At 60.8% G+C, this 22,817-nt stretch carries 23 protein-coding genes and 1 pseudogene; 15 read left to right on the forward strand and 9 right to left on the reverse strand.

Features of this window, described 5'->3' with window-relative positions; genetic code table 11:
- Positions 1-32: 32 nt before the first annotated feature.
- From ACE3RQ_RS13550 to ACE3RQ_RS13575, 6 genes are all read left to right on the forward strand, one after another.
- Entirely contained in the window at positions 33-395 is a 363-nt protein-coding gene (locus ACE3RQ_RS13550) for a cytochrome c (protein WP_374522558.1), read from the forward strand.
- 104 nt (positions 396-499) lie between these two features.
- Positions 500-1,000, forward strand: coding sequence for a hypothetical protein (locus ACE3RQ_RS13555; RefSeq protein WP_374522559.1), 501 nt, complete (start codon positions 500-502; stop codon positions 998-1,000).
- Between the two features lie 57 nt (positions 1,001-1,057).
- Positions 1,058-2,698, forward strand: coding sequence for a multicopper oxidase family protein (locus ACE3RQ_RS13560; protein ID WP_374522560.1), 1,641 nt, complete (start codon positions 1,058-1,060; stop codon positions 2,696-2,698).
- A gap of 20 nt (positions 2,699-2,718) precedes the next feature.
- On the forward strand, positions 2,719-2,967 hold the full coding sequence (locus ACE3RQ_RS13565; RefSeq protein WP_374522561.1) for a DUF2933 domain-containing protein: 249 nt from the start codon (positions 2,719-2,721) through the stop codon (positions 2,965-2,967).
- A gap of 4 nt (positions 2,968-2,971) precedes the next feature.
- Positions 2,972-5,305, forward strand: coding sequence for a heavy metal translocating P-type ATPase (locus ACE3RQ_RS13570; RefSeq protein ID WP_374522584.1), 2,334 nt, complete (start codon positions 2,972-2,974; stop codon positions 5,303-5,305).
- 124 nt (positions 5,306-5,429) lie between these two features.
- A complete protein-coding gene (locus ACE3RQ_RS13575; RefSeq protein WP_374522562.1) occupies positions 5,430-5,855 on the forward strand; it encodes a hypothetical protein in 426 nt (141 codons plus the stop codon).
- Positions 5,856-5,901: 46 nt separating this feature from the next.
- Here ACE3RQ_RS13575 and ACE3RQ_RS13580 read toward each other — a convergent pair whose 3' ends face one another.
- Positions 5,902-6,186 carry a CopK family periplasmic copper-binding protein gene (locus ACE3RQ_RS13580; protein ID WP_374522563.1) on the reverse strand — a complete coding sequence of 95 codons (285 nt, stop codon included), beginning with the start codon at positions 6,184-6,186 and terminating at the stop codon, positions 5,902-5,904.
- Between the two features lie 211 nt (positions 6,187-6,397).
- Positions 6,398-6,835: a Cd(II)/Pb(II)-responsive transcriptional regulator gene (locus tag ACE3RQ_RS13585; protein WP_374522564.1), complete on the reverse strand. Its 438-nt coding sequence runs from the start codon at positions 6,833-6,835 to the stop codon at positions 6,398-6,400.
- Between the two features lie 90 nt (positions 6,836-6,925).
- On the opposite strand from ACE3RQ_RS13585, the gene ACE3RQ_RS13590 reads away from it, so the two are divergent.
- From ACE3RQ_RS13590 to ACE3RQ_RS13630, 9 genes are all read left to right on the forward strand, one after another.
- Positions 6,926-7,591, forward strand: coding sequence for a cation transporter (locus tag ACE3RQ_RS13590; protein ID WP_374522565.1), 666 nt, complete (start codon positions 6,926-6,928; stop codon positions 7,589-7,591).
- Positions 7,575-7,961, forward strand: a complete 387-nt coding sequence (locus ACE3RQ_RS13595) for a DUF3703 domain-containing protein (RefSeq protein WP_374522566.1) — start codon at positions 7,575-7,577, stop codon at positions 7,959-7,961. The genes ACE3RQ_RS13590 and ACE3RQ_RS13595 overlap by 17 nt, the downstream gene beginning before the upstream one ends.
- 64 nt (positions 7,962-8,025) lie before the next feature.
- Positions 8,026-8,364: a DUF2946 family protein gene (locus ACE3RQ_RS13600; protein WP_304831671.1), complete on the forward strand. Its 339-nt coding sequence runs from the start codon at positions 8,026-8,028 to the stop codon at positions 8,362-8,364.
- A gap of 105 nt (positions 8,365-8,469) precedes the next feature.
- Positions 8,470-8,976: a signal peptidase II gene (lspA, locus tag ACE3RQ_RS13605; RefSeq protein WP_374522567.1), complete on the forward strand. Its 507-nt coding sequence runs from the start codon at positions 8,470-8,472 to the stop codon at positions 8,974-8,976.
- On the forward strand, positions 8,973-9,389 hold the full coding sequence (locus ACE3RQ_RS13610) for a disulfide bond formation protein B (protein WP_374522568.1): 417 nt from the start codon (positions 8,973-8,975) through the stop codon (positions 9,387-9,389). The genes lspA and ACE3RQ_RS13610 overlap by 4 nt, the downstream gene beginning before the upstream one ends.
- Complete coding sequence (locus ACE3RQ_RS13615) at positions 9,386-10,078, forward strand: DsbA family protein (protein WP_374522569.1); 693 nt, start codon at positions 9,386-9,388, stop codon at positions 10,076-10,078. Before ACE3RQ_RS13610 ends, ACE3RQ_RS13615 begins: the two co-directional genes overlap by 4 nt.
- Before the next feature lies 1 nt (position 10,079).
- Entirely contained in the window at positions 10,080-10,718 is a 639-nt protein-coding gene (locus ACE3RQ_RS13620) for an SCO family protein (protein ID WP_374522570.1), read from the forward strand.
- Between the two features lie 39 nt (positions 10,719-10,757).
- Complete coding sequence (locus tag ACE3RQ_RS13625; RefSeq protein ID WP_374522571.1) at positions 10,758-12,086, forward strand: peptidoglycan DD-metalloendopeptidase family protein; 1,329 nt, start codon at positions 10,758-10,760, stop codon at positions 12,084-12,086.
- A gap of 56 nt (positions 12,087-12,142) precedes the next feature.
- On the forward strand, positions 12,143-13,366 hold the full coding sequence (locus ACE3RQ_RS13630; RefSeq protein WP_374522572.1) for a murein L,D-transpeptidase family protein: 1,224 nt from the start codon (positions 12,143-12,145) through the stop codon (positions 13,364-13,366).
- A gap of 95 nt (positions 13,367-13,461) precedes the next feature.
- Here ACE3RQ_RS13630 and ACE3RQ_RS13635 read toward each other — a convergent pair whose 3' ends face one another.
- The 7 genes and pseudogenes from ACE3RQ_RS13635 to ACE3RQ_RS13665 form a co-directional block, all read right to left on the reverse strand.
- Complete coding sequence (locus tag ACE3RQ_RS13635; RefSeq protein ID WP_374522573.1) at positions 13,462-14,085, reverse strand: tyrosine-type recombinase/integrase; 624 nt, start codon at positions 14,083-14,085, stop codon at positions 13,462-13,464.
- A gap of 227 nt (positions 14,086-14,312) precedes the next feature.
- Entirely contained in the window at positions 14,313-14,855 is a 543-nt protein-coding gene (locus ACE3RQ_RS13640; RefSeq protein WP_374522574.1) for an exonuclease domain-containing protein, read from the reverse strand.
- A gap of 521 nt (positions 14,856-15,376) precedes the next feature.
- The gene (locus tag ACE3RQ_RS13645) at positions 15,377-17,155 is read right to left on the reverse strand and encodes an ATP-binding protein (protein ID WP_374522575.1); all 1,779 of its coding nucleotides are present in this window, start codon (positions 17,153-17,155) and stop codon (positions 15,377-15,379) included.
- Positions 17,152-18,300, reverse strand: coding sequence for an SIR2 family protein (locus tag ACE3RQ_RS13650; RefSeq protein ID WP_374522576.1), 1,149 nt, complete (start codon positions 18,298-18,300; stop codon positions 17,152-17,154). The genes ACE3RQ_RS13645 and ACE3RQ_RS13650 overlap by 4 nt, the downstream gene beginning before the upstream one ends.
- Positions 18,301-18,358: 58 nt before the next feature.
- Entirely contained in the window at positions 18,359-19,075 is a 717-nt protein-coding gene (locus ACE3RQ_RS13655) for a M48 family metallopeptidase (protein ID WP_374522577.1), read from the reverse strand.
- Positions 19,075-22,182, reverse strand: coding sequence for a type I restriction endonuclease subunit R (locus ACE3RQ_RS13660; RefSeq protein ID WP_374522578.1), 3,108 nt, complete (start codon positions 22,180-22,182; stop codon positions 19,075-19,077). The genes ACE3RQ_RS13655 and ACE3RQ_RS13660 overlap by 1 nt, the downstream gene beginning before the upstream one ends.
- Before the next feature lie 50 nt (positions 22,183-22,232).
- Positions 22,233-22,817 (reverse strand): annotated as a pseudogene (locus ACE3RQ_RS13665) (Fic family protein); the annotation flags it as partial.

Raw genomic sequence — 22,817 nt, forward strand, 5'->3', positions numbered from 1 at the left:
CTGTCGGGATGCTTCGCACGGATGACGCTGCGATGCTCAAACAGGGGGCGCTGATTTATCAGACCCGCTGTGCAAGCTGCCACGGTGTCCATCTGGAGGGGCAAGCCAACTGGCGCGAAAGAGGCGCCGATGGGCGAATGCCTGCACCTCCCCACGATTCAAGCGGCCACACCTGGCACCACCCGGACGATGTGCTGATTCGCATCACCAAGGAAGGGGTGGCGAAGGCCGTCGGCTTGCCCGACTACGCCACCAACATGCCCGCCTTTGGCGATTCGCTCAGCGATGCCGACATCGTGGCCGTGCTGTCCTGGATCAAGTCGCAATGGGCGCCAGAGACCCGACGCCACCACGACGACATCAACCGGCAGGCCCAGCAGCAGTCGCCGCGCTGAACCTGACTTTTTTGTCATCTCCGGGTCATCTTGCCGACCCGGGTCGATCCCTACAGTGACCCCATGGCATTTCGCCATGCGTTCTGTCACGAAAGGAAATCGTCATGTCCGCCTTGATCCGAGCCCTACTGTCCGTGGCTGTCGCCGGTGCGGCGTTCTCCGCCGCAGCTCAGCAAACCGCCGACCACACCCAGCACCACCCGTCCACCCCGGCGGCCAGCACCGCGACCCAGCCGGCCACACCCCAGGCAGGCATGCCCATGGGCATGTCGTCGATGCCGCAGATGCAGCAGCACATGCAAGAGCACATGGCCACGATGCAGTCGCTGCGCGCCAAGATGGCGGCCGCAAAGACACCGGCCGAACGCGAGGCCCTGATGGCCGAGCACATGAAGGCCATGCAAGAAGGCATGGACATGATGAAAGGCATGAAGCCCATGGGCGGCATGGCCGGCATGCAGGGGATGGGTACCCCGGGAGTGGCCACGCCAGACCTGACCCAGCGCCATCAAATGATGGAGATGCGCATGGACATGATGCAGAACATGATGGAAATGATGATGCAGCGCATGCCGCCGTCGCCCGCCAAACCCGGCGCCCAGTGAGCGCGCCGACGTTCTGACGCTGTTCTTGTTTTCGTATCCAGTTCAGGAGATTGTGTGATGTCGATGTTTTCACGGCGGCAGTTTCTGGGCAGCATGGGCGCAATGGGGGCCGCAGCCGCCTACCCGGGTGCCTGGGCCGCCTCAGCCACGCCGTCAGGCCTTTCTACCGACGAGGTCCTGCGCCTTGAAGCGCAGGCGACGGGCTTCTCCAACCCCTTGCGCCTGCCGGGCACCAGTGGCCTCTTCGGGGTGCTGCCCGTGACGGACTTCAAGGAAGTCCATGTGGTCCGCAGCGAGATCGAAGTGCTGCCGGGGCAGCGCACCCCCGTCCTGGCCTATGCCGTGGAGTCGGGCGGCAAGAAATTCCTCAACCCGGCGCTGCTGGCCCGACAGGGCGATCAGATGCGGGTCAAGCTGATCAACCGCATCGATCAGCCCACCGTCATTCACTGGCACGGCCTGAGCGTGGATTCGCGCAACGACGGCAACGGGCTCCACGTGGTGGCACCTGGCCAGCAGATGGACTACGCCTTCACCGTGCAGGACCGGTCCTCGATGTACTGGTACCACCCCCATGCGCACGGCTTCATTCCCCAGCAGGCTTACCACGGGCTGGCCAGCCTGTTCTTCGTCGAAGACGAAGACGAAGCCACCCTGCGCAAGGAACTGGCACTGGCGCTGGGCGAATCCGAAATCCCGCTGGTGCTGCAGGACAAGGAGTTCGACGCACAAGGGCGCCTCCAGTACGCGCCCAGCGCCGCCCAGTCCTTCGGTGGCTGGGTGGGCAACCGGCTGATGGTCAACCTGACCGAACGCCCACGCCTGAAGGCCGGGCGTCGCATCGTTCGCTTTCGCATCCTTAACGGCAGCAACGCGCGCAGCTACCGGCTGGCGTTCCTGCAACAAGGCCGAGCCCTGGGCTTTTACTTGGCGGGCACGGACGGTGGATTGCTGGCCCAGCCCGTGCGCATCGAACAGACCTTCCTTTCGCCCGGTCAGCGGCTGGATGTGCTGGTGGACTTCCGGGAAGCCGAAGGCGGTCGGCCGGTGACCCTGGCCTCGCTGCCTTTCGACCCGATGCACCAGGAGGGCGGACACGATATGGCGGCGATGGACCACAGCCAGCACGGCGCGGCCCTCGGTGCCGCCGCGCCCGCCGCCATGGCGATGGAAGGCGATGCGAGGGCACTGATGCGTATTGACCTGGCGGCAGCCGGAGTGCCCTATGACCGGCGCATGCCCTCCCGGCTGTCCAGCCTCGCCACACCGGCCGAATCGGTGGGCACCCCGCGACGCATGCGGCTGGGCCATGACGGAAAAGGCCATTGGACGATCAACGGCGGGGTGTTCGATCACGCAGCCGTGCCGCTGACCGTGCAGCGTGGCGCGCGTGAAACCTGGCTGATCGAGAACGCCGAACGCAGCATGCCGCACCCCATGCACCTGCACGGCTTTTCGTTCCGGGTGCTCGAACGCCTGGGCAGCCCGGACCAGATCCGTCCCCTGGCAGGGGCACGCGGTCTGCTGCCGCAGGACCTGGGCGTAGTGGACACGCTGCAGGTCTGGCCGGGCGAGTCGGTCAAGATCGCCATCGACTTCTCGCACCCGCACACCGGCGACCAGGACTACGTCTTTCACTGCCACACGCTGGAACATGCCGAGGCGGGAATGATGATGCGGTACGCAGTCAAAGCCTAGGCAACGGAGCACCAGACACCATGAACCACGACCATAACGAAGCCCATGTGCCTTCTTTCTGGCGGCGCCCGGCCGGCATGGCGCTGGCAACGGCTGCCTTGATCGCGGGCTTCTACCTGCTGCGAGAGCACTGGGGCCATGTTATGGGCTTCTGGCCCTATCTGTTGTTGCTGGCCTGCCCACTGATGCACCTGATGCATGGAAATGGTCATGGAGGACATGATCGGCACCCGCAGGCACCCGGTCGCGCACAGGACGACAAGCAGTAGGCCCATGGACATGAGCACACACCAGCACCACAGCAGCCACACCCCACCGACCGTGCCCGCGTCGCCCACCGACCTCAAGGACCCGGTGTGCGGCATGAAGGTCACGCCGCAGTCGGCACACACGCTGAAACACGAGGGGCGACCCTACTACTTCTGCAGTGCCAAGTGCCAGGGCAAGTTCGCGGCGAACCCGCTGCAGTACCTCGTGTCCACGGCACCAGCGGACTCTGCGCCAGCCACCGCCGGCACCGTCTACACCTGCCCGATGCACCCAGAGATTCGCCAGGACCATCCGGGCAACTGTCCCAAATGCGGCATGACGCTGGAGCCCTTGCTGCCGGAAATCGAAGACGACGACAACCCGGAGTTGCGCGATTTTCAGCGCCGCTTCTGGTGGACGCTGCCACTGACCGCCGGGGTGTTTGTGCTCGCCATGTTTGGCCACCGCCTCCAGTGGATGGACATGTCCGCGCAGAGCTGGGTCGAGCTCCTCTTGTCCATTCCCATCGTGCTGTGGGCGGGTTGGCCGTTCTTTTCTCGTGGCTGGCAGTCGGTGATGCATCGCAGTCCCAACATGTGGACCTTGATCGGTCTTGGCACGGGGGCCGCGTTTGTCTACAGCGTGGTCGCGACGGTCGCGCCACAGGTGTTCCCGGATTCGTTCATTTCCATGGGCCGCGTCGCCGTGTACTTCGAGGCGGCCGCCGTGATCATTTCGCTCACGCTGTTGGGCCAGGTGCTCGAACTCAAGGCCCGGTCGCAGACCTCGACGGCCATCAAGTCGCTGCTCGGATTGGCTCCCAAGACGGCCCGCCGCATCCGCGCCGACGGCACCGAAGAGGACGTGCCGCTGAACCATGTGCATGTGGGTGACGTGCTGCGCGTGCGCCCCGGCGAAAAAGTGCCGGTGGACGGCGAGGTGACCGAAGGCGGCAGTGCGGTCGATGAATCCATGCTCACGGGCGAGCCGATGCCGGTGGCCAAACGGGTGGGCGACAAGGTGATTGGTGCCACGCTCAACACCAGCGGCGCGCTGGTGATGCGCAGTGAGCGCGTGGGCGCGGCCACCATGCTGTCGCAGATCGTGCAGATGGTGGCCCAGGCACAACGCTCCCGGGCACCGATGCAGCGCATGGCCGACGTGGTGGCGGGCTACTTCGTCGTCACGGTGGTGGGCATTGCCTTGCTGACATTCTTCGGCTGGGGGCTGTTCGGCCCCGAGCCGCGCTGGGTGTTCGGCCTGATCAACGCGGTGGCGGTGCTGATCATTGCCTGTCCCTGCGCCCTGGGTCTGGCCACTCCCATGTCCATCATGGTCGCGACCGGTCGGGGCGCCACGCATGGCGTGCTGTTCCGGGATGCCGCGGCGATCGAGAACATGCGCAAGATCGACACCCTGATCATCGACAAGACAGGCACATTGACCGAAGGTCGCCCGACGTTCGAGCGCGCCGTTCCCGCGACCGGTTTTGACGCCGACGAGGTGCTGCGCCTGGCCGCCAGCCTGGACCAGGGCAGCGAGCACCCGCTGGCCGAAACCATCGTGCGTGCCGCCCGCGAACGCGGCATGGTGCTGGACAAACCCGAGAACTTCGAGTCTGGCACGGGCATCGGCGTGCGTGGCCAGGTGGCTGGGCGCCAGTTGGCGCTGGGCAACACCGCGCTGATGGAGCAGATGGGCGTCTCGGTCGCGGCGCTGGTGCCGCAGGCCGAGGCTTTGCGTGCAGAAGGTGCCAGCGTGATGCACCTGGCGATGGATGGTCAGTTGATGGGCCTGCTGGCGGTGTCCGATCCGGTCAAGGCCAGCACGCCGGAGGCCTTGGCGACCCTCAAGGCATCGGGTCTGCGCATTGTGATGGCCACCGGTGACGGCCTGACGACGGCCCAGGCTGTGGCCACCCGCCTGGGCATCGACGAGGTGCATGGCGAGGTCAAGCCGGCCGACAAGCTGCTGCTGGTTGAGCGCTTGCAGAAGGAAGGTCGGGTGGTGGCGATGGCCGGTGACGGCATCAACGATGCGCCGGCACTGGCCAAGGCCGATGTGGGCGTGGCCATGGGAACCGGGACCGACGTGGCGATGAACAGCGCGCAGGTGACGCTGGTCAAGGGCGATCTGCGCGGGATCGCGATCGCGCGGGCGCTGTCCGAAGCGACCGTGGGCAACATGAAGCAGAACCTGGTGTTTGCCTTTTTGTACAACGCACTGGGCATCCCGATTGCTGCCGGCGTGTTGTACCCGTTGACGGGTTGGCTGCTGTCGCCCTTGATTGCTGCACTGGCGATGAGCCTGAGCTCGGCGTCGGTGATCGGCAATGCGCTGCGCCTGCGCAACCGATAGCGGACAGATTCACTGCACAAGAGGGCATGCGCCATGGACATCCTTGCACACGGACTGTGGGTGGGTCTGGGCGCCGCGGCCTGGCACCGGCACCGGCCGCTGGACCGCCGGGCTGGCGGTGGGCTTGGCGGTGTTGCCTGATCTGGTCCAGCTTGCGCCGCTGGTCGCACTGACGCTGTCGTCGTCTGAGGGCTGGGGTGTGCTGCTGGCCTATGCCAATGCGCTGCCCGGGTACGAGCCCCCAATGTCGCCGCTGCTCGCCGGCCTGACCCACCACCTGCATTGCGTAATGCATAGCGCGCTGGTGGCGGGGGCCGTCACAGGGGTACTCTGGCTTTGGCTGAGCCGCTTCTGGTTGCCGCTGTTGGGTTGGTGGTCCCACGTGCTAATCGACGTGTTCACCCATTCGGCCGATTTTTATCCATCCCCGGTTTTCTATCCGGTGACCTACTGGGGGTTTGATGGCGTCGCATGGAACAACACGTGGTTCATGGTGATGAACTATCTGGCCATGGTGATCGTTTTTGCAATGATCTTCCGTCGCAAGTAAAAAAGCCACCCAAGACAGGGTGGCCGTCTTCACGCGAGTGACGCCATCAGTTTTGATGACCCTTGCGCGCCAGGTAGTCGAGGCGAGCGACTTCGTTGCCCACTGTGCTGATCTTCTGACCATCCACGGATTGAACGACCTCTCCCTTGGCAAGGTATGCAGTGCGTCCATATTGGTTGGCTTTTGCCATCTTTCCGTCCTTGAAAATGTAGAGCGTCTCGCCATTGACCAGCGGGACAGTCTGCTTGGCTTCGGCTTGAGCCGCATCCATGGCAAAAGCCGGGATGGTTGCTGCAAACGAAAGGACGAGGATGTTGAACTTGCGAATCATGGTTGCTCCTGAAAGTTTCACGTTGATCGGGTGATGCAACGCGGTACCGAGTACAGGAGCAATGTAGTAATGGACGAGTGACCGCGAGATTGCCCGAAGATGACAGTTTTGACTGAAATTTGTCTTTGAACCTGTTGACTCTGTCGATTGGAGTTGCTGCTGTGTAGGCCCATGTGGTGGCGACGTACAGCAACAAGGCCTTCATGGTCGGTCAGTGCGCAAGATGGGCATGACACGCGCAGGCTTCGCCGTGCGCGGCGGCCACGAGTTCCTTGAGGATGCCGCAGTCAGTGCCTTCGTCGTCACAACGGCCACAGGCGGCCTGGAGCAGCAACAACTGCTTCTCCAGCGCTCGCATGCTCTTGAGCCGCGCCCGCACCTTGTCGATCTGCTCCTGAACCAGCCGGTCCACATCCGGGTGTGGCTCGCCCGGAGCGTCCAGCGCGCCCAGCAACCGGCGGATGTCGGCCAGCGGCATTTCCAGTGCGCGGCAGTGGCGGATGAAGGCCAGGCGCTCCAGGTGGGCGCTCGCATAGTCACGGTAGCCGTTGTCCTGCCGGGCCGGTTCCGGCAGAAGACTTTGCTTTTCGTAGTAGCGGATGGTGTCCACGTCCACGCCTGTGGCCTCGGCCAGTTCCTTGATGCGCATGGGGTTTCTCCGTTCGGTGGGATTCAGGGCTTGACTCTGGAGCAGCTCCAGGGTTTTCAATACCGGCATTCTGAACCTGCAGGAGATCCCATGTCAGCCCATTGCTGTGAACACGAATGCCCCGCCCCCGGACAGATTGCCAACCTGCCACGCTACCGCCGCGTGCTGTGGGTCGCGCTCTTCGTCAACGCCGCCATGTTCCTGGTCGAGCTGGGCGCTGGCTTCTCGTCGGGCTCTCTGTCCCTGCTGGCCGATGCCATCGACTTCGCCGGTGACGCGCTGAACTACGGTGTTTCGCTGGCGGTGCTGGCATCGGCGCTGGCCTGGCGTGCCAGGGCCGCCATGCTCAAAGCCTTCAGCATGATGGGCTTTGGCCTCTACGTGCTGGGCAGCGCGCTGTGGGCGGTCTGGAACGGTCGGGTGCCTGATGCACCGACCATGGGGGTTGTTGCATTGCTGGCGCTGCTGGCCAACGTGTCGGTGGCCTGGATGCTGTATGCCTTCCGCGAGGGTGACGCCAACATGCGCAGCGTCTGGCTGTGCTCGCGCAACGATGCGATCGGCAACGTGGCCGTGTTCTTGGCCGCACTGGGGGTCTTTGGAACAGGCACGGCCTGGCCAGACCTGCTCGTGGCGGCCCTGATGGCGGGTCTGGCCTTGCACGGCGGCTGGCAGGTGATGCGCCAGGCCAGGAGTGAACTCGGAACCGCAGATGCCAGTGACCACGGGCACGACCACCATGGCCATGCCCACTGAGTCCGTGAACACGGTGGCGTTCGACCCGCACACCTTCGAGCGGCTGTCACAGGCTTACCAACGTCTCGACCATCGTGACTTGGGCCAAGCCTGGCACCTGCTCGAAGCCATGCACGTGCTGGGACAGACGCGCCTGGTCCCGCATGCACGCTCGCACTGGTACATGCTCAGGCTGGCCTGGCAGACGCGAAACCTGTCCGAGTTGAGCGGGCAACTCCTGAGGCTGCTCCTGGTGCCGTTTGGCCATCTGTTCGGTCGCCTCCCGCTGGGGAACACCGGACGTGCATACATCAGCGCGTTCCAGCCCATGGCGGTGGCCCCGGAACTGTGGACCACGATTCGCCAGTTCCAGTCTCCACCGGACCGCTGAACAACCTGAAGCACACCAGGGCGGCGTTTCCACCCCAGTGCCAGCGCCGTAAAATCATTGCATCATGCGCGCCGTTCTGCTCACCCTCTTGATGCTGTTCTGCCTGCCCCTGCAGTGGGCGGGCGCGGCCGAGCGCGAGCCTTGTGTGCACGAGCCCTGTGCCTCGGTGCATGCGAACCTGGCGGATACCTCTGGACAGGCCGAGACCGACGACCACGTCGGCGAATCCCATGCGCAGCACTCCCACTGTGGAAGCTGCCACTCCGGCGCCCTGGCCTTGTCGGCCAGTACGCCCTTTGTTCCGAGCAACGACGCCGACCGTCTGCACGCAGTGGCCCGTCTCTGGACCGAGATCCTGCTCGTGGAGCGGCCCGAACGGCCGCAGTGGACCACCCTGGCCTGACCAGGGTTCGGCTTCTTTGACGGCGCCCATCGCCGTGCTTCTCCGATCCCTGTGAAACGTGCCAGCCCTTGCGGCTGGTGATGTCCGTTCTTTCAGGGTCTTTTCATGTCTGCATTTTCCTGGCGGGGTCGCCCCCGTCTGGCCTGGCTGCTTGCCGTGGCTTTTCTTCTGGCGCTGGATCAGCTGAGCAAAACCTGGTTCGCCAGCACCATCGCACTGGGCACAGCGGTGGAGGTCACGACCTGGTTCAACCTGGTCCATGTGCTCAACACTGGCGCCGCGTTCTCCTTGCTGGCCGAAGCGGGTGGCTGGCAGCGGATATTCTTCATCGTCATCGGTTTCATGGTGGTGGTGCCCATCACCTTCGTCTGTCTTGCGCGCCAGGTGGAACCGCTGGAGCGGGCCGCGGGCGCACTGCTCGTGGCCGGCGGCAGCGGCAATCTCATCGACCGCATTGCCAGCGGCGCCGTCACCGACTTCCTGGATCTGCACTGGCGCGGGTTGCACTGGCCTGCCTTCAACCTGGCCGATGTGTTCATCGTGCTGGCGGCGGGCGCCTGGATCCTGATGTCCCTGCGTCCCGCCGTGGCCTTTTCGAAAGGCACGTCATGAACCGACCCTGGACCTGGCTGCTGATGGCCTGGCTGGTGGCCACTGCCGCCACCTTGGGCGCGCTGTTTCTGGGCGAGGTCATGGGCATGACGCCCTGCGTGCTGTGCTGGTACCAGCGCATCTTCATGTTTCCACTCGCCATCATTCTGGGGATCGCATGCTTCACTGAAGACCGACGGGGCGCCGTCTATGGCCTGGCTCTGGCACTGAGCGGGCTGGCGATGGCCGGGTACCACACCCTGCTGGTGGCTGGCCTGATTCCCAAGGCCTGGGTACCTTGCAGCGCCGGGGTGTCCTGCGCGGACCAAAAGCTCGACATCTTCAACGGCGTCCAGATCCCCTGGCTGTCGCTGGCCGCGTTCATAGTGCTGGCGTTCCTTCTCATTGTTTACCTCAGAAAGTCCTCCCGATGAATTCCAAAAAAATCACCGTCATCGCCCTGGTCGCCATCGTCCTGCTGTTCTTCTTCCTCGGCATGAACGCCTACCAGAAGCGGGTGCAGAACTCGCAGGCCGAGAAGGTCAGCCAGGTGGTCCAGCAGTCCGGCAGCGCGCTAGCCAGCCAGACGGACAACCGGCTGGTCCGCTTCCATTCACCGGTCTTTGGCCCCAGCAACGCGCCGGTCACCATCGTCGAGTTCTTTGACCCGGCCTGCGAGACCTGCCGAGCGTTCTATCCCATCGTCAAGGACATCCTCAAGCAGTATCCGAACGATGTGCGTCTGGTGATCCGCTATGCCCCGTTCCATGCCGGCTCCGATCAGGTGGTCAAGCTGCTCGAAGCCGCCAAACGCCAGAACAAGTACCTACCCGTGCTGGAGATGATCTTGGCCAGCCAGCCGCAGTGGGCCGACCACGGAAAACCCAACATCGAGCTGGCGTTCCGGGCGGCACAGGAAGCCGGTCTGGACATTGCCAAGGCGCAGGCCGACGCCCAGGGCTCGGACATCGATGCGGTGCTCAAGCAGGACATCGAAGACCTGACCGCACTGGAAGTGACCAAGACCCCGACGTTCTTTGTCAATGGTCGCGGTCTCCCGTCCTTTGGTGACCAGCAACTGCTGTCACTCGTGGCCGAAGAAGTGGCCAAAGCCAGGAAGTGACATGAACCAACGCTTTTCATTCAACCCAGACCACCCGCGCATGGGGCGTCGGCGCTTTGTGCAGGCGGCGCTGGCCAGCGTGGCTGGTGCGCCTGTGCTGATGGCCTGCTCACCCGAGGTCACGCCGTTCAAGAGCACCGATGTGACCGGTGCCGCTATTGCCCGGGATTTCCGGCTCAAGGACCACCACGGCAACCTGAGAACGCTGGCGGACTTCAAGGGCAAGATTGTGGTCACCTTCTTCGGTTTCACGCAGTGTCCGGATGTCTGCCCTACATCCATGACAACCATGGCCGAGGTCAAGCGTCTGCTGGGTGACCAGGGCGAGCGGCTGCAGGTGCTCTTCATCACAGTGGACCCCCAGCGGGACACCCAGGCGTTGCTCAAGGAATACATGGCGAACTTCGACCAGGGGTTCGTTGCCCTGCGGCCCGAGCCCGATGAACTCAAGGGCGTCGCAGCCGACTTCAAGATTTACTACAAGCAGGTCCCGGGATCGACGCCGACGTCCTACACCATGGACCACTCGGCGGGGAAGTACATCTTCGACACCCAAGGTCGGGTGCGCTTGTTCTCCGCCTATGGAACCGACGCCGCCACGATCACGTCGGACATCCGGGTCCTTTTGTCCAATGCCTGAGGCATCTCGCAACCAGGGGCCTCCAGCATGGGCACTGTCATGTACTCCGCACGTTTGCTTCTTCTCAAACCCTGGATCCAGCGTCACCAGCGGCCCCTGATCGCCGCCTTGGGCAGCCTGTTGCTGGGCACGGGTGTCGTGGCCTTCGGCGTCTCGCCCGCGCTGCCGGACGCGGCGCAATGGCCGGTTCGGCAGGTGGTAGAGCCGGTAGATACACCCGCAGCGTCGTCCGATCTGACGGCATTGATCCCCGGGTTTCTCGTTCACCAATCCCAGGTCACCCGTCGCGACGACTCCCTCCAGGCCTTGCTCAGGCGCTTGGGCGTCGAAGATCGAGATTCACAAGCCTTTCTCGCCAGCGACGCCACATCGCGTTTGCTATTGACGGGTACCCCCGGCAAGCTCGCGTCGGTGACCCGCACAACCGATGGGCGCTTGAAGACACTGTCTGTGCGGTGGGTGGATGCAGCCCATCAGCGGGTCAGCCGGCTGGTGGTGGAGCAACTCGACGGGGGGTTCCGATCCCGGCTCGAACAGCCCACGCCACGGCGCCTGATTCAGCTGGGTTCACTCACCATCCGTTCTTCCTTCTTTGCCGCCACGGACCGGGCAGGCCTGCCGGATGCCGTCGCCTCGCAGGTCGTGGAGGCGTTTGCCGCAGACATCGATTTTCAGCGTGACCTTCAGCCAGGGGCGCGCTTCAGCCTGGTGTACGAAGCGTTCGAGCTGGACGGAGAAATCCTTTTCACCGGACAGCTGTTGGGTGCCGAAGTCCAGAACGGCAAGGACGCCCACCAGACCCTGTGGTTTCAATCTCCTGGCAAGGCCGGCGAGTTCGTCGGTCTCGATGGGTCGAGTCAGCGCCGCGCCTACCTTGCATCCCCGTTGGCGTTCTCCCGCATCACCAGTTCGTACGGGCCACGCATCCACCCGGTGTTCGGAGGACAGAAAGCTCACAAGGGAACAGACTACAGCGCTCCGGCCGGGACCCCGATCCGAACCGTGGCCGACGGTGTGGTGAGCTTCGCGGGTCGCCAGAGTGGCTACGGCAACTACGTCGTGATCCAACACCCTGACAAGGCCGCCACGGCGTATGCGCATTTGAGTCGCATCGACGTCCGGGCAGGGCAGCGCGTGCAGCAGGGCCAGACCGTCGGCACGGTCGGCGCGACCGGTACCGCAACCGGTCCGAATCTGCACTTCGAATACCTCGTCAAGGGCGTGCGGACCAACCCGTCGCAGATCGTCAGCAACACGTCGGCTTCGGCCGTTGCGGTGTCCAGCCTGCCCGGTTTTCAACAGGCAGCAAAGGCGATGCGAGAGCAACTTGACCTGGCCTCAGCCTTGGCACTGGCCGACGCGCAATGACCACCAGATCGTTCACCCCCCTGACCGCAGCATCCTGCTCGGACCCAAGCCGGCGAGTGCTGCTCGCCCGCACGGCGCTGGCGGGGGCGTCACTGGTGTCGCCGTTCGGGGAGGTCAGCGCACAGACCACACGACACAGCCCGAACGATGGAGTTCTACTGACCGGGTCTCTGCGGTCTTCCCCGGAGGCCCGTCTGATCGAGGTGTACCGCGCAGTGGCGCGCGGTGACCGGCAGGCCCTGCCGCTGGCTGCTGCGCTGGTGCGCGATGTCCCCGGCTTCCAGCTGGGACAGCTCGTCTACGCAGACCTGCTGCTGGCGCACAGCGGCAACGCTCCCGGCCTCTCGACGGCCACAGATGGCCCCCCAGTGGTGCGAGAGAGGTTGCGCAAGCTTCGGGCGGAAGCCAACCGACGATTGGGTTCGCTCACCGAGATGCCACCGCCGGGCACCGTGCCCGAACAAGTGCTGCAACTCGCCCGCAATGTCCGCCATGTGGTGGCGGTGGATGCCAGTCATTCGCGGCTCTATGTGTTTGAGCAACAGCCTCACGGCCTGCAGCTGATCCGCAGCTTCTATGCGTCCATCGGTCAGGCGGGTTTTGACAAACGGGTCGAGGGCGACCTGCGCACCCCACTGGGGGTGTACTTCATCACCAGCCGCCTGGACGACCAGCAGGTTGAGGAGCTGTACGGTATCGGTGCGCTGCCCTTGAACTACCCCAACGAGCACGACCGGCGCCTGGGGCGCACCGGCAGCGGCATCTGGCTGCATGGTGTGCCACGCGCCACCTACTCGCGCAGCCCGTACGCCACCGAGGGTTGCGTGGCGCTGGCCAACGACGACATGGCCTATCTCATGGCTGTGTTGCAGACACGGCGCACGCCGGTGATCGTTGCCGACGAACTGAAGTGGGCAACACCCACTCACCAGACTGCGGAGCGCCACGGCTTCGAAGCCCTGCTCACCCAGTGGCAGCAGGCGAGGGCACGAAATGATGTCCGCATCCTGACGGCACTGCAAACCGATGACTTCAGTGCACGCGGCAGCAGCCCGCTGCGCAGGGTGTCTACCGGCTCAGAAGACCAACGCGACCGCCAGGAGGCCGCACAACAGGCTGTGTGGCGCGATGTATCGGTCTTCCGCTGGAAGCGCCAGGACGAGGTAGCCATCGTCAACTACTCCGCTGTAAACACGAAGCCACCCCGCAGCATCGACCGTCGCCAATACTGGGTTCGCGAACATGGTCGTTGGCGCCTGTTCTTCGACGGTGCCGTCTGAGGTTGATCTCCGATGCCACAGCTCGCGCAGACCACCTCGACACGTCTGGGACTCTTGCAACGGGAAAACAGCCAATCAGAACGCGGCAGCGCAGTCTAAATCTCTGTCTGCTCGGAGATTTCAAGGGCGTCATCGACCTCGATACCCAGGTACCTCACGGTGGATTCCAGCTTGGCGTGTCCGAGCAACAACTGAACAGCTCGAAGGTTTTTGGTGCGCCGGTAGATCAACGTCGCCTTGGTTCTTCGCATGGAGTGTGTCCCATAGTCCGCACGATCAAGTCCGAGTTCGTCAACCCAGTGACCCAGAATTCGAGCGTACTGCCGTGTGCCCAAATGGGGAGATTCATGAAGCCTGCTGGGGAACAAGAAGTCATCTGATTTCAACGCCGCCTGCTTGATCCAGGTCTGCAGGGCATCACGGGTGCCCGCCGTGATTTCGAACTGCACCGGCCGTTGTGTTTTGTGTTGCATGACGATGGCTCGCGTGGCCATCTGGTCACCGTGGCACACATCACGAACCTTCAGTGCCACCAAGTCGCAACCGCGCAGCTTGCTGTCGATGCCGAGGTTGAAGAGCGCTAATTCGCGAACCCGGTTCTCCAGCTGAAGGCGCACACGCAACGACCAGATGTCTTTGAGCTTGAAAGGCGCCTTCTGACCAACGATTTTTCCCTTGTTCCACGGCGCGCGGTGAACAGCCGTACCTGAGGTTTCCATGATGGGCTCCAACAAGTTGAGGGCCACACAGCATGCGCCGGCTCTGATGAAGGGTATTGCGTTAGGTCAAATTCGAACTCGTCTTTCCGCTCATGGTTCTGGGACCATTTACGGCATTTTTGTCGGAGTGAATGACTGATCTACGACCAACAGCGGGTATTCGGATCAGTGCTGCGAGGGGCAGCAACCGCTGCAAAGCGGTCCTGGATTGTCAAGGTGTGGAGTGTTCAACGTTGCAGATGTTGGAGCAGCTTTGCCGCATTTCTTGCGTCATCCTGAGCGTTATGAGGCGTGCCAGAAAACTCCAGTCCGACGAGACTCAATGCCGTACTTAGCGCTGGACGCTTTTTTAGCCGGAATTTCTTGGCGAACACCGCCTTCATGTTCAGGTGAGTTGGCGGTAGGCACCAGGGCACACCATGGAAGGTGACGTCCTGTTGTAGCTGATGACGATCGTACGCGCCCCACGACGCCCAGCATTCAATGGTTGAGCGGGTATCGTCGATCCACTGTCCCAGTCTTTTGATCACGCTAGGGAAGACGTCAGCAGTATCGACATCGCTCTGGCGGAAGCCCGTCAGCTGCGTGCAAAACGTCGTCAGCACGGGGTGCCGGATGGGGCGCACATGTGAGTTCCACTCACCTATCACCTCCCCCGAAAGGGTGGCGATCACTGCCCCGATTTGGATAGTTTCCATTTGCTGCTGTGGTACCGAACCTAGAGGGCAGCAGGTCGCCTCAACATCGATGACCAAAACGAAACCCGTCAAATTTAGAGTCTCCTTCTTCCCAACATGGCCCGCTTCTGTTCGCTCCTCCATCAAGGCCTCCCTTCAACATGGCAGGGAATGCACGTCGGCGGGGACCGACTTGATGGCGTTGATGCACTTCCTGCGGGCGAGCGCAGACGATCCGAGGGTTGGCTCTAAGGATTCCATGTGGAAATTTTCCTTTGAAATCCTTGGCTTCGAGATGTAAAACAGCCGGAATACGACCCAACAGGCGGCCTCGACAGGGAATATTCCAAAGGCACCAATGCACACACGTTTCAAAGGGGGGGCCCGACAGGGTAGAGTCACGTTCTAAACGTGTACGGGCTCAGAGGGAGAGCCCCGACAGGCTCTATTCCTGTAGATCACGCGCCGGCTGTTCTTTGCCAATAAAGTCGTAGACAGCGCAATAAAGTCGTAGACATCAAAGCACAACGGCGCCGCGTCTGCGAACACAGTCGCAGGTGCTCACATCTTGCTAAACGCTGTTGAGATTCGCCGAGCACTCAAGCACGGTCGTGTCAGAGCTTTTCAGGCAGCGCCCAAAGCTCCTCAAGATTCACATCGTCACTACTGGGGCGATGCTCCTTGAGGAGTGGGTCAATCTTCAGGATCATGGGTAGCTCGAACGCCGTTCCCGTGACCACGCAACAGCCTTTCGCCAAAGTCGGGATGAGCGCCTTCGAGCTGGAATCCAAGGTGCTGATGGTGTTGTCCAACAGCATGAGGTCGCGCTCGTTCACCAGTCGATGGATGAAGAAATTGTGAATCTGAGAAACGATGGTGGGTGAGATGTCGGCCGGCCGCTGGCTAGATAGCGTGAGGTAGACGCCGTACTTGCGCCCCTCCTTGATGATCTCCTCAAACAGCTCAAGCCGGTAGTCTTTCCAGATTTCGTGCTCTCGGGTGGACTGCTCGGACAAGATGTTGTGGGCTTCATCAATGATGAGGTGAAGTGTCCTGCTCGGTGGGCTCTTCAGGTTTTCCGAATCCTTATGATTTGTGTAGAAGTTCTTTGCAATGAGTAATGGCAAGATCTTCTTGATCTCGTTCTTGCATTTCTTCAAAGAGATGACGTGCAAGAGATGAGGTGGAGGTGGGACAACCACGATTTCAAGCACGTTGCGAAGTGCAGTAATGGATGACTTGGCCCTTGCGAGTACTGGCTGGATGTGTTCGTATTGGGCATAGCCGAACACGACATCCGAGCAGAGCTGGAGGTAGCACCTCAAGATAAGCTCGTCGAATTGGTCCATCCCGTCCAAATGGACGTGCTCATCAATGACAGGCTTGATGTTGCCTTCAAAGCCATTTCCATTTGAGTTGTAGTACGTGCCGTTGTTGTGCTTAAAGTACTTGTCTTTGTTGTAGTAGATGATTCCGCTCAGATGTTTCTGTAATGGTTCACAGTCAATCATCCGAGCAATTTCGCGACTCAGATCTAATGCGTCTGATTTGGCCTCGCCAGTGCTGAAGACCTTCTCGAAAACCTTCTCAACATAATGTTTTAGCGGTGCATCCTTGAACTTGTCCTTGCCAGAAAGGACGCGGCGCAAGAATGGTTGCTGTGTGTTTGTGGTAGCTTGGAAGAGGAGGCTCAAGGTTTCTATGTCCCAAAAATGAGCGGCCTCAATCTTGAACCTGTGCTTTGCCTTTTTGGAATCCAGAACCGTTATCTGTTTGTCCTTGGCTGGAAGAATCTGGTTTTCCGTGTACTCACCATTGAAGTCAATGATGACGAACTGACTCTTTTGCTTTAGCGCTGGTAGCTTCTCGTCGAAGAGCGTCGTGTAGAGCTTTGCTAGCGTATTGGACTTGCCACTTCCCGTGTTACCGAAGATGCCCAGGTGGCTGTTGAATAACCGTGTCCATGGCAGGTTGATTGGGACGTTCTCTTTGAGCATGGACCCTATAGAAAAACTGGTCTTGCCCTCAGTCCCATAGACTTTTCCAACCATGAGCTCGCTAAGCAGGGACGCCCTGTCCCTGATCATCGGCATGTACTTCACGCCTTCAAAGAACTTGTCGTCAACCACGTAGCCAATAGGGCGGACGTCCACCTTCCGGATGTACTGAGTTTTCTCGGCATCAGAATCTAGTTTCTTCTCATCTAGAAACTCGCCTTCAACCAGGCAGACAATGTCTATGAAGCCTCGTTGGATAGAGATGTGTTCCCGCAGTGATACACCTCGGTACTTAACGCCATCGTAGAAAATGGTCTCTTGATTGGAGTCTTCAAAAATCCGAAGGGAGATGCGTACTCCGCTGACCGCAATGACTTCGCCGACTACGATGCTCATAGTGAACCCTCATCTTCAGCCGGAACAGGTGGCTCGTACTTTTCGGCCTGCAGAGAGAATACATATCTATTGAAGTTGGTGAAATCCATCTTCACACCTTCAGGTGGTCCAATGACTTTGACGTTCTTCCAGAGCTTGAATTCTTCCCGCATGCTGTTCGCGCTGGTATCGCTGTAGCAGCAGATAAAGGTTTGAAGTTGCGGGTTGGCCAGTGACCTTTGGACAAGTTTCAGGATGTGCTCATCGGCGAAAGAAAAACCGAATGTGATCAGTATTGAGTTTGGCTTCTCTAGCTCATAACTCAATTGCCTAAGCATTTGATAGTAGTGCTCTTCAAATACGGTTTCATGAAACTTCCACTTTGTGGGGTTCACAATTGGAAGCTTGTTGTACTCGTTCCAGAACGCCTCGATTTGTTTTTTGCTGAAGGATAAGTCTGGGATATCTTCAGTTTTGTTGCCATCAGTGCTTAGGAATGCAGAGTATTTTTTAAGTTTTCCAATAGCTTGCTTTGTCAGTAGGTTGTTGAAATTTTTACGGTAACTGACCTCGATTTTTTCCCCGCTCTTGGCCCAGTAAACGGAGCCATGCAGATGAATGATGTTGAGTTGTGGGATGCCGTAGTTGGTGCGTTCGAATATCCCAGTTTGACATTGGAAGGTGTTGAAGTTCTTCGAATGAAGGTGCTTTCTGTGAAAGCCAGAAGCTCCATCGTTCACCACAAAATCATGCGATCCCTTCATGAGAATTTTGTCGGCTGTATGTTCTAAACAGCCGTCATAGTTGGTGGTGAATATGTTGATCTTCCGATTGAGGTCTTTTCTTCTGTCGAGTAGCCCCAGCAAGGTCGTCAAGAGGGTCTCATAGTTCCTGAGATTTTCTTTGCCTTCATCGGAGGTGACTGAGGCTGGATCGAATTTTTGGACTGGAAAGATGCTCGTGTTGTAGTAGTGCATGAAAAGTGCCGTCCGCTTCTCGGGGCTATTCTCGAATCTCGTAGCGAGTGTCTCGATTGTTTCTCTGTTCCCTTTTGCGTCTTTGATGGCAAGCGCAAGTGTTGGGAACAGGTTTGCTGAAGCACCTGAGCCGATTAGGATGTTTATATTTTTGTTATACGTGTCCAGCGGCTCTATCGATTCAAACATCTCAGTCTTCCCTTTAATAGCTCAAATATGCATTATTTGGTTGTCAGGTCCGGGGGCGTTAGTAGCCCCAATCCTCATGCCTAACCGGCAACCGGTTGAGTTGCTTCCTCAACTGCTGCCAATGCGGCAAGTACAAGTCCATCAGGTCAATGAACCGCTGGTTGTGCGTGGGTTCCAGCAGGTGCACCAGTTCATGCACCACGATGTATTCGAGGCACTCGAATGGCTTTTTGGCCAAGTCGGTGTTCAGCCGGATGTAGCCTAACTCGGGCGTGCAACTGCCCCACTTGGTTTTCATGCGCTGAACGAACACCTTGTGGGCTTTCACCTTCAGCAGGGGCTCCCATTTCGCCAGCAGCGCGGGCACGGCGTCGCGCACTTGCTGCCGGTACCAACTGTCCAGGACTTCCTCGCACCGCGCCTGATCTGCGCCCGGCCGGACTTGCAGCTTGAGCTTGCGGGGCGTGAGGCTCACCGTTGGCGCTGCTTCCGCGTGGGTGATCTCCAGCAGGTAGCGCTTGCCCCAGAGGTAGTGGCTTTCTTTGTTCAAGAACTCGCGAGGGGTCTCGCGTTCTTGGGCTTGCAGTTTGCGTTGCTGTGACCTAATCCAACCCAGTCTGGAAATTACGAACAGTCGGATCGTGTCCAGTGGCGTGCTTTGGGGTGCAGTCACGCGCACCTTGCCCATGGGGGGGAGCACGCTCAGGTGGACGTGCTTGATGGCCTTGCGGGAGATCTCCGCCTTCAACTCGCCGAGATCCAGCACGTCGCGCATCAGTACTCCTTCTGCGCAAACACGATGGGGAAGAGTCGGTTCACTTCCTTGATGTCTTTCAGGACATCGAACATGGCCTGCTTCACCATCTGCTCTCGGGCCACCACACCGCGCCACCCATCGGGGCGTTTGGTCTTGATGGTGGCGTCCAGCAGCAGGGCGGTGTCGAGTGCTTTGCTGGCGTCGCCCCAGGGCACGTCAGCTTGTTGTACGGCGTCGGTGACCACGTGATCTTTGAGGTTGTTGAACAGGGCCAATTGCCCCGCCGTCTTGATCTGGGTGGGCGTGTCCTCCGCCTTGCCGGCGCTGACCTTCTTGGCCACGTCGGCGATGCGCGCGAGGTATTCCTCGTACTCGATGGCTTTCTCTTTGCGTAGGCGAATGATCTCGTCCAGCAGGGCCGACATCTTGGCGAAGTAGGCCGGGTCGGTCAGTTGTTCTTTCAATATCTTGCTGCGGACGTTGTTCTCGATCGTCTCGGCAATCGACTCGTGGTTGCCCTTCATGTCGCTCAAACGCTCGGCAATCGCGTCGGCGATGCCCGTCTTCACGATCAGGTCGAGCAAGCCAATGCCATCGAAGGGCGAGATTTTGCGCGGTGCCTGGGCCTCGATGTAGGTGTCGATGAGGTGGCGCATGTCTGCCTCGTAGGGCTTCAGGTCCAGCGTTTCACCCGATGCCTTGCGGATGATCTCTCGCAGGTTCAGGTAGTGCTTCTGCAGGCCTTTCAGGTGCTCGATCTGTGCAGGCGTGTAGCCCGCCGCTTCCAGTTCATCGGCCAGGTTGGCGTAGGCCCGAACCAAGGCGACCACTGCCTTGTAGAGCGCCACGCGATACGGTTCACGGGTTTTCAGGTCGTCGGCAATCTCGGTGTTGCCGCAGAAGTGGTGGATGTGCTCCAGGTCTCCCTTGGGCGGCTCCACCGGCTCGCACAGCAAGGCCAGTGCTTCCACGGCATCGTCCAGCCGGGCGCGGCCAGCCTCCAGCCGGTCTTTGACCAGGATCTCGGGGTCTGTGCCGCCCGCGCTGTGGTCCAGTTCGGCTGTGTAAACCGCAATGGCTTTCTCCACCTTTTTGAACAGGTCTTTGTAGTCGACGATGTGGCCGAAGTCCTTGTCATCGCCGTCCAGCCGGTTGGTGCGGCAGATGGCCTGGAACAGGCCGTGGTCCTGCATCGACTTGTCGATGTAGAGATAGGTGCAGGGCGGTGCGTCGAAGCCGGTCAGCAGCTTGTCCACCACGATCAGCAGCTTCATTTGCGCGGGGGCCTTGATGAAGCGCTCTTTCACCAGCTGCTCGTAGGTCTCGGTCTTGGTCTTGCCGGGCTCGGCCACCACGTCTTTCAACAGCTCGGTGTAGGTGTTGTAGATGAACTGCTTGTCGCTCTCGGTGTTCGCGCCAGTCTCTTCCTTGCTCACGTCTGATGCCTGCGGGTTGTACGAGGTGACCACCGCGCAGCGACCCTTGAACACCGTCTTGCCGAACAGCACGAAGTACTTGCAGGCCTCGTAGATGCTGGACGCCACCAGGATGGCGTTGCCGCGCTCGTTGGACAGGCGGGGCTTCACCGCAAAGTCAAACACGATGTCGGCCACTACCCGGTCCATGCGGGCGCGCGAGCTGAGCACGTTCTGCATCGTGCCCCACTGCTTCTTCAGTTCGTCCTTCTGCCAGTCGTTCAGGCCCTTGGTCTTGGCCTCGAACCATTGGTCGATTTGCTCGCTGCTGCCCAGTTTCTGGTCGATGTCGCGCGCCTCGTAGACCAGGTCCAGCACCACGCCGTCTTCCACGGCCTCGGCAAACTTGTAGGTGTGGATGTAGCCGCCAAACACCTCCAGGCTGGTCTGTGCGTCTTGCTTGAGCAGGGGCGTGCCCGTGAAGCCGATGAACACCGCGTTGGGCATCATGGCCTTCATCAGCCGATGCAGCTTGCCGCCTTGCGTGCGGTGGCACTCGTCCACGAACACGTACACCTCGCCTTGCGTGGGGCTGGGCTGGGCCGCCAGGTCGCGCAGGAAGGCCTCGAAGTCGTCCACGTCGCGCCGGCCGAACTTGTGCACCAGTGAGCACAGCAGGCGCGGGTTGGGCTGTGCCAGCTGCGCCATCAGGTCGCGGCCGCTCTGGCTGCGGTGGATGGTCTCGCCCGCGTCTTTGAACACGCGCTCGATTTGCCGGTCCAGTTCGTCCCGGTCGGTGACGATGGCCACGCGCGCAGCGGGTTTGTTTTCCAAGATCCACCGGGCCAGCAGCACCATCAAGATGCTTTTGCCGGCTCCCTGCGTGTGCCAGATGATGCCGCCGCGCCGTTGCTGCACATGCGCCTGCGCCGCCTTGATCCCGAAGTACTGGTGCACCCGCGGCAGCTTCTTCACGCCTCCGTCGAACAACACGAAATCGTGAATCAGCTCCAGCAATCGGTGCTTGCTGCACAGCTTGGTCAGGTACTTGTCGAGCTTGTAGCCGGCGTTGTCGGCCTCGTCTTCCTTCCAGGTCAGGAAGTATTTCTCTTGGGTTTCGATGGTGCCGTAGCGCAGGCCCTCTGAGTCGTTGCCCGCCAGCACCAGTTGCACGGTGCTGAAGAACCAGTCATTGAACTCGGGCTGTTGGTTCGACAGGCACTGGCGAATGCCCTCGCCCAGGCCCGTGCGGCTGTTCTTCAGCTCCAGCACGCCCACGGCGATGCCGTTGAGGTAAAGCACGATGTCGGGCCGACGCTCATGCCCGCCTTTGAGCGTGACCTCTTCTGCAATCGCAAAGTCGTTGTCAGCCGGGTTGTCCCAGTTCACCAGGCGAACCGTTTCGCTCATTTCCCCGGCCGCCACTTTCACCGACACGCCGTATCGCAACAGTTGGTACACCGCCTGGTTGGCGGCGTAGAGCGTGCGCCCGTGAAGCGAGGCGTCTGAACGCAGCTTGTGCAGCGCGGCGCTGATGTGGGCTGGGCTGTGGCCGCTTCGGGTGAGAAAGGCGGTCAGCAAACCTTCTTCAATGCAGTGGTTGCCTGCGCGCTCCGACCAGTCACCCAGGTACTGGTAGTTCAAGGTATCGGTGAACAGCTGGATCACCCGATCTTGGGTGCTGCGTTCAGGCTTGTTGATGCTGTTCATGTGGCCGTCCCTGGCGTTTTGTTGTCGCTTGCCTTGATGCCGATGTCGGCTTAACTCTTGGGCATTGCTGCCAATGCCGCTGGTACGAAGCCTTGGTCGCCCAGGGCCTTCACCACGCCGCGCAGCAAGGTGTTGTGTGTGAAGCCCAAGGTGTATTGCCTGGCGCCTTCCCGGATGGGCTGCAACATGCCGCTGTCCACCAGCTTTCTGATTTGATAGGTGCGTTGGCCCGCATTCAGGCCAGGCATGGCCGCCTCCAGGTCGCCGGCTTTGACCGTGCCTGCCCGGATGGTGGTTTGAAGCACGGCTTCTTCCTGTCGCGTGATGAGCTGGCGCTCCCTGGCATGGGCCACCGCGGGCAGCAGCACGGTGTTTTGCAGGTGGGCGTAATCGGCCAGCCGGCTGACTTTCTCCAACTCGTCCCGAATGCCGCTGAGCACGTAGGTGCACCACTGTTCCAGCATGGCCGGTTCGCCCGAGTCGGCTTGCGACAGCATGGCGTAGTAGCGGTTGCGGTCGGCACAGAAGACGGCGGCCGGGTTCAGCAGGCGGCCTGCCGAGCTCACCTGAAAACCGTACTTGATCAGCATGGCGTAGGTCAGCAGGCGCACCACGCGCCCATTGCCATTGCTGAA

The sequence above is a fragment of the Hydrogenophaga sp. genome, assembly GCF_041913525.1.
Lineage (GTDB): Bacteria > Pseudomonadota > Gammaproteobacteria > Burkholderiales > Burkholderiaceae_C > Hydrogenophaga.

Excerpts from the sequence above, each read along its gene's own strand:
- ACE3RQ_RS13550 (WP_374522558.1), top strand. The coding sequence starts at position 33 with ATGCTCAAACAGGGGGCGCTGATTTATCAGACCCGCTGTGCAAGCTGC.
- ACE3RQ_RS13555 (WP_374522559.1), top strand. The coding sequence starts at position 500 with ATGTCCGCCTTGATCCGAGCCCTACTGTCCGTGGCTGTCGCCGGTGCG.
- ACE3RQ_RS13560 (WP_374522560.1), top strand. The coding sequence starts at position 1,058 with ATGTCGATGTTTTCACGGCGGCAGTTTCTGGGCAGCATGGGCGCAATG.
- ACE3RQ_RS13565 (WP_374522561.1), top strand. The coding sequence starts at position 2,719 with ATGAACCACGACCATAACGAAGCCCATGTGCCTTCTTTCTGGCGGCGC.
- ACE3RQ_RS13570 (WP_374522584.1), top strand. The coding sequence starts at position 2,972 with ATGGACATGAGCACACACCAGCACCACAGCAGCCACACCCCACCGACC.
- ACE3RQ_RS13580 (WP_374522563.1), bottom strand. The coding sequence starts at position 6,186 with ATGATTCGCAAGTTCAACATCCTCGTCCTTTCGTTTGCAGCAACCATC.
- ACE3RQ_RS13585 (WP_374522564.1), bottom strand. The coding sequence starts at position 6,835 with ATGCGCATCAAGGAACTGGCCGAGGCCACAGGCGTGGACGTGGACACC.
- ACE3RQ_RS13590 (WP_374522565.1), top strand. The coding sequence starts at position 6,926 with ATGTCAGCCCATTGCTGTGAACACGAATGCCCCGCCCCCGGACAGATT.
- ACE3RQ_RS13595 (WP_374522566.1), top strand. The coding sequence starts at position 7,575 with ATGGCCATGCCCACTGAGTCCGTGAACACGGTGGCGTTCGACCCGCAC.
- ACE3RQ_RS13600 (WP_304831671.1), top strand. The coding sequence starts at position 8,026 with ATGCGCGCCGTTCTGCTCACCCTCTTGATGCTGTTCTGCCTGCCCCTG.
- lspA (WP_374522567.1), top strand. The coding sequence starts at position 8,470 with ATGTCTGCATTTTCCTGGCGGGGTCGCCCCCGTCTGGCCTGGCTGCTT.
- ACE3RQ_RS13610 (WP_374522568.1), top strand. The coding sequence starts at position 8,973 with ATGAACCGACCCTGGACCTGGCTGCTGATGGCCTGGCTGGTGGCCACT.
- ACE3RQ_RS13615 (WP_374522569.1), top strand. The coding sequence starts at position 9,386 with ATGAATTCCAAAAAAATCACCGTCATCGCCCTGGTCGCCATCGTCCTG.
- ACE3RQ_RS13620 (WP_374522570.1), top strand. The coding sequence starts at position 10,080 with ATGAACCAACGCTTTTCATTCAACCCAGACCACCCGCGCATGGGGCGT.
- ACE3RQ_RS13625 (WP_374522571.1), top strand. The coding sequence starts at position 10,758 with ATGTACTCCGCACGTTTGCTTCTTCTCAAACCCTGGATCCAGCGTCAC.
- ACE3RQ_RS13635 (WP_374522573.1), bottom strand. The coding sequence starts at position 14,085 with ATGGAAACCTCAGGTACGGCTGTTCACCGCGCGCCGTGGAACAAGGGA.
- ACE3RQ_RS13645 (WP_374522575.1), bottom strand. The coding sequence starts at position 17,155 with ATGAGCATCGTAGTCGGCGAAGTCATTGCGGTCAGCGGAGTACGCATC.
- ACE3RQ_RS13650 (WP_374522576.1), bottom strand. The coding sequence starts at position 18,300 with ATGTTTGAATCGATAGAGCCGCTGGACACGTATAACAAAAATATAAAC.
- ACE3RQ_RS13655 (WP_374522577.1), bottom strand. The coding sequence starts at position 19,075 with ATGCGCGACGTGCTGGATCTCGGCGAGTTGAAGGCGGAGATCTCCCGC.
- ACE3RQ_RS13660 (WP_374522578.1), bottom strand. The coding sequence starts at position 22,182 with ATGAACAGCATCAACAAGCCTGAACGCAGCACCCAAGATCGGGTGATC.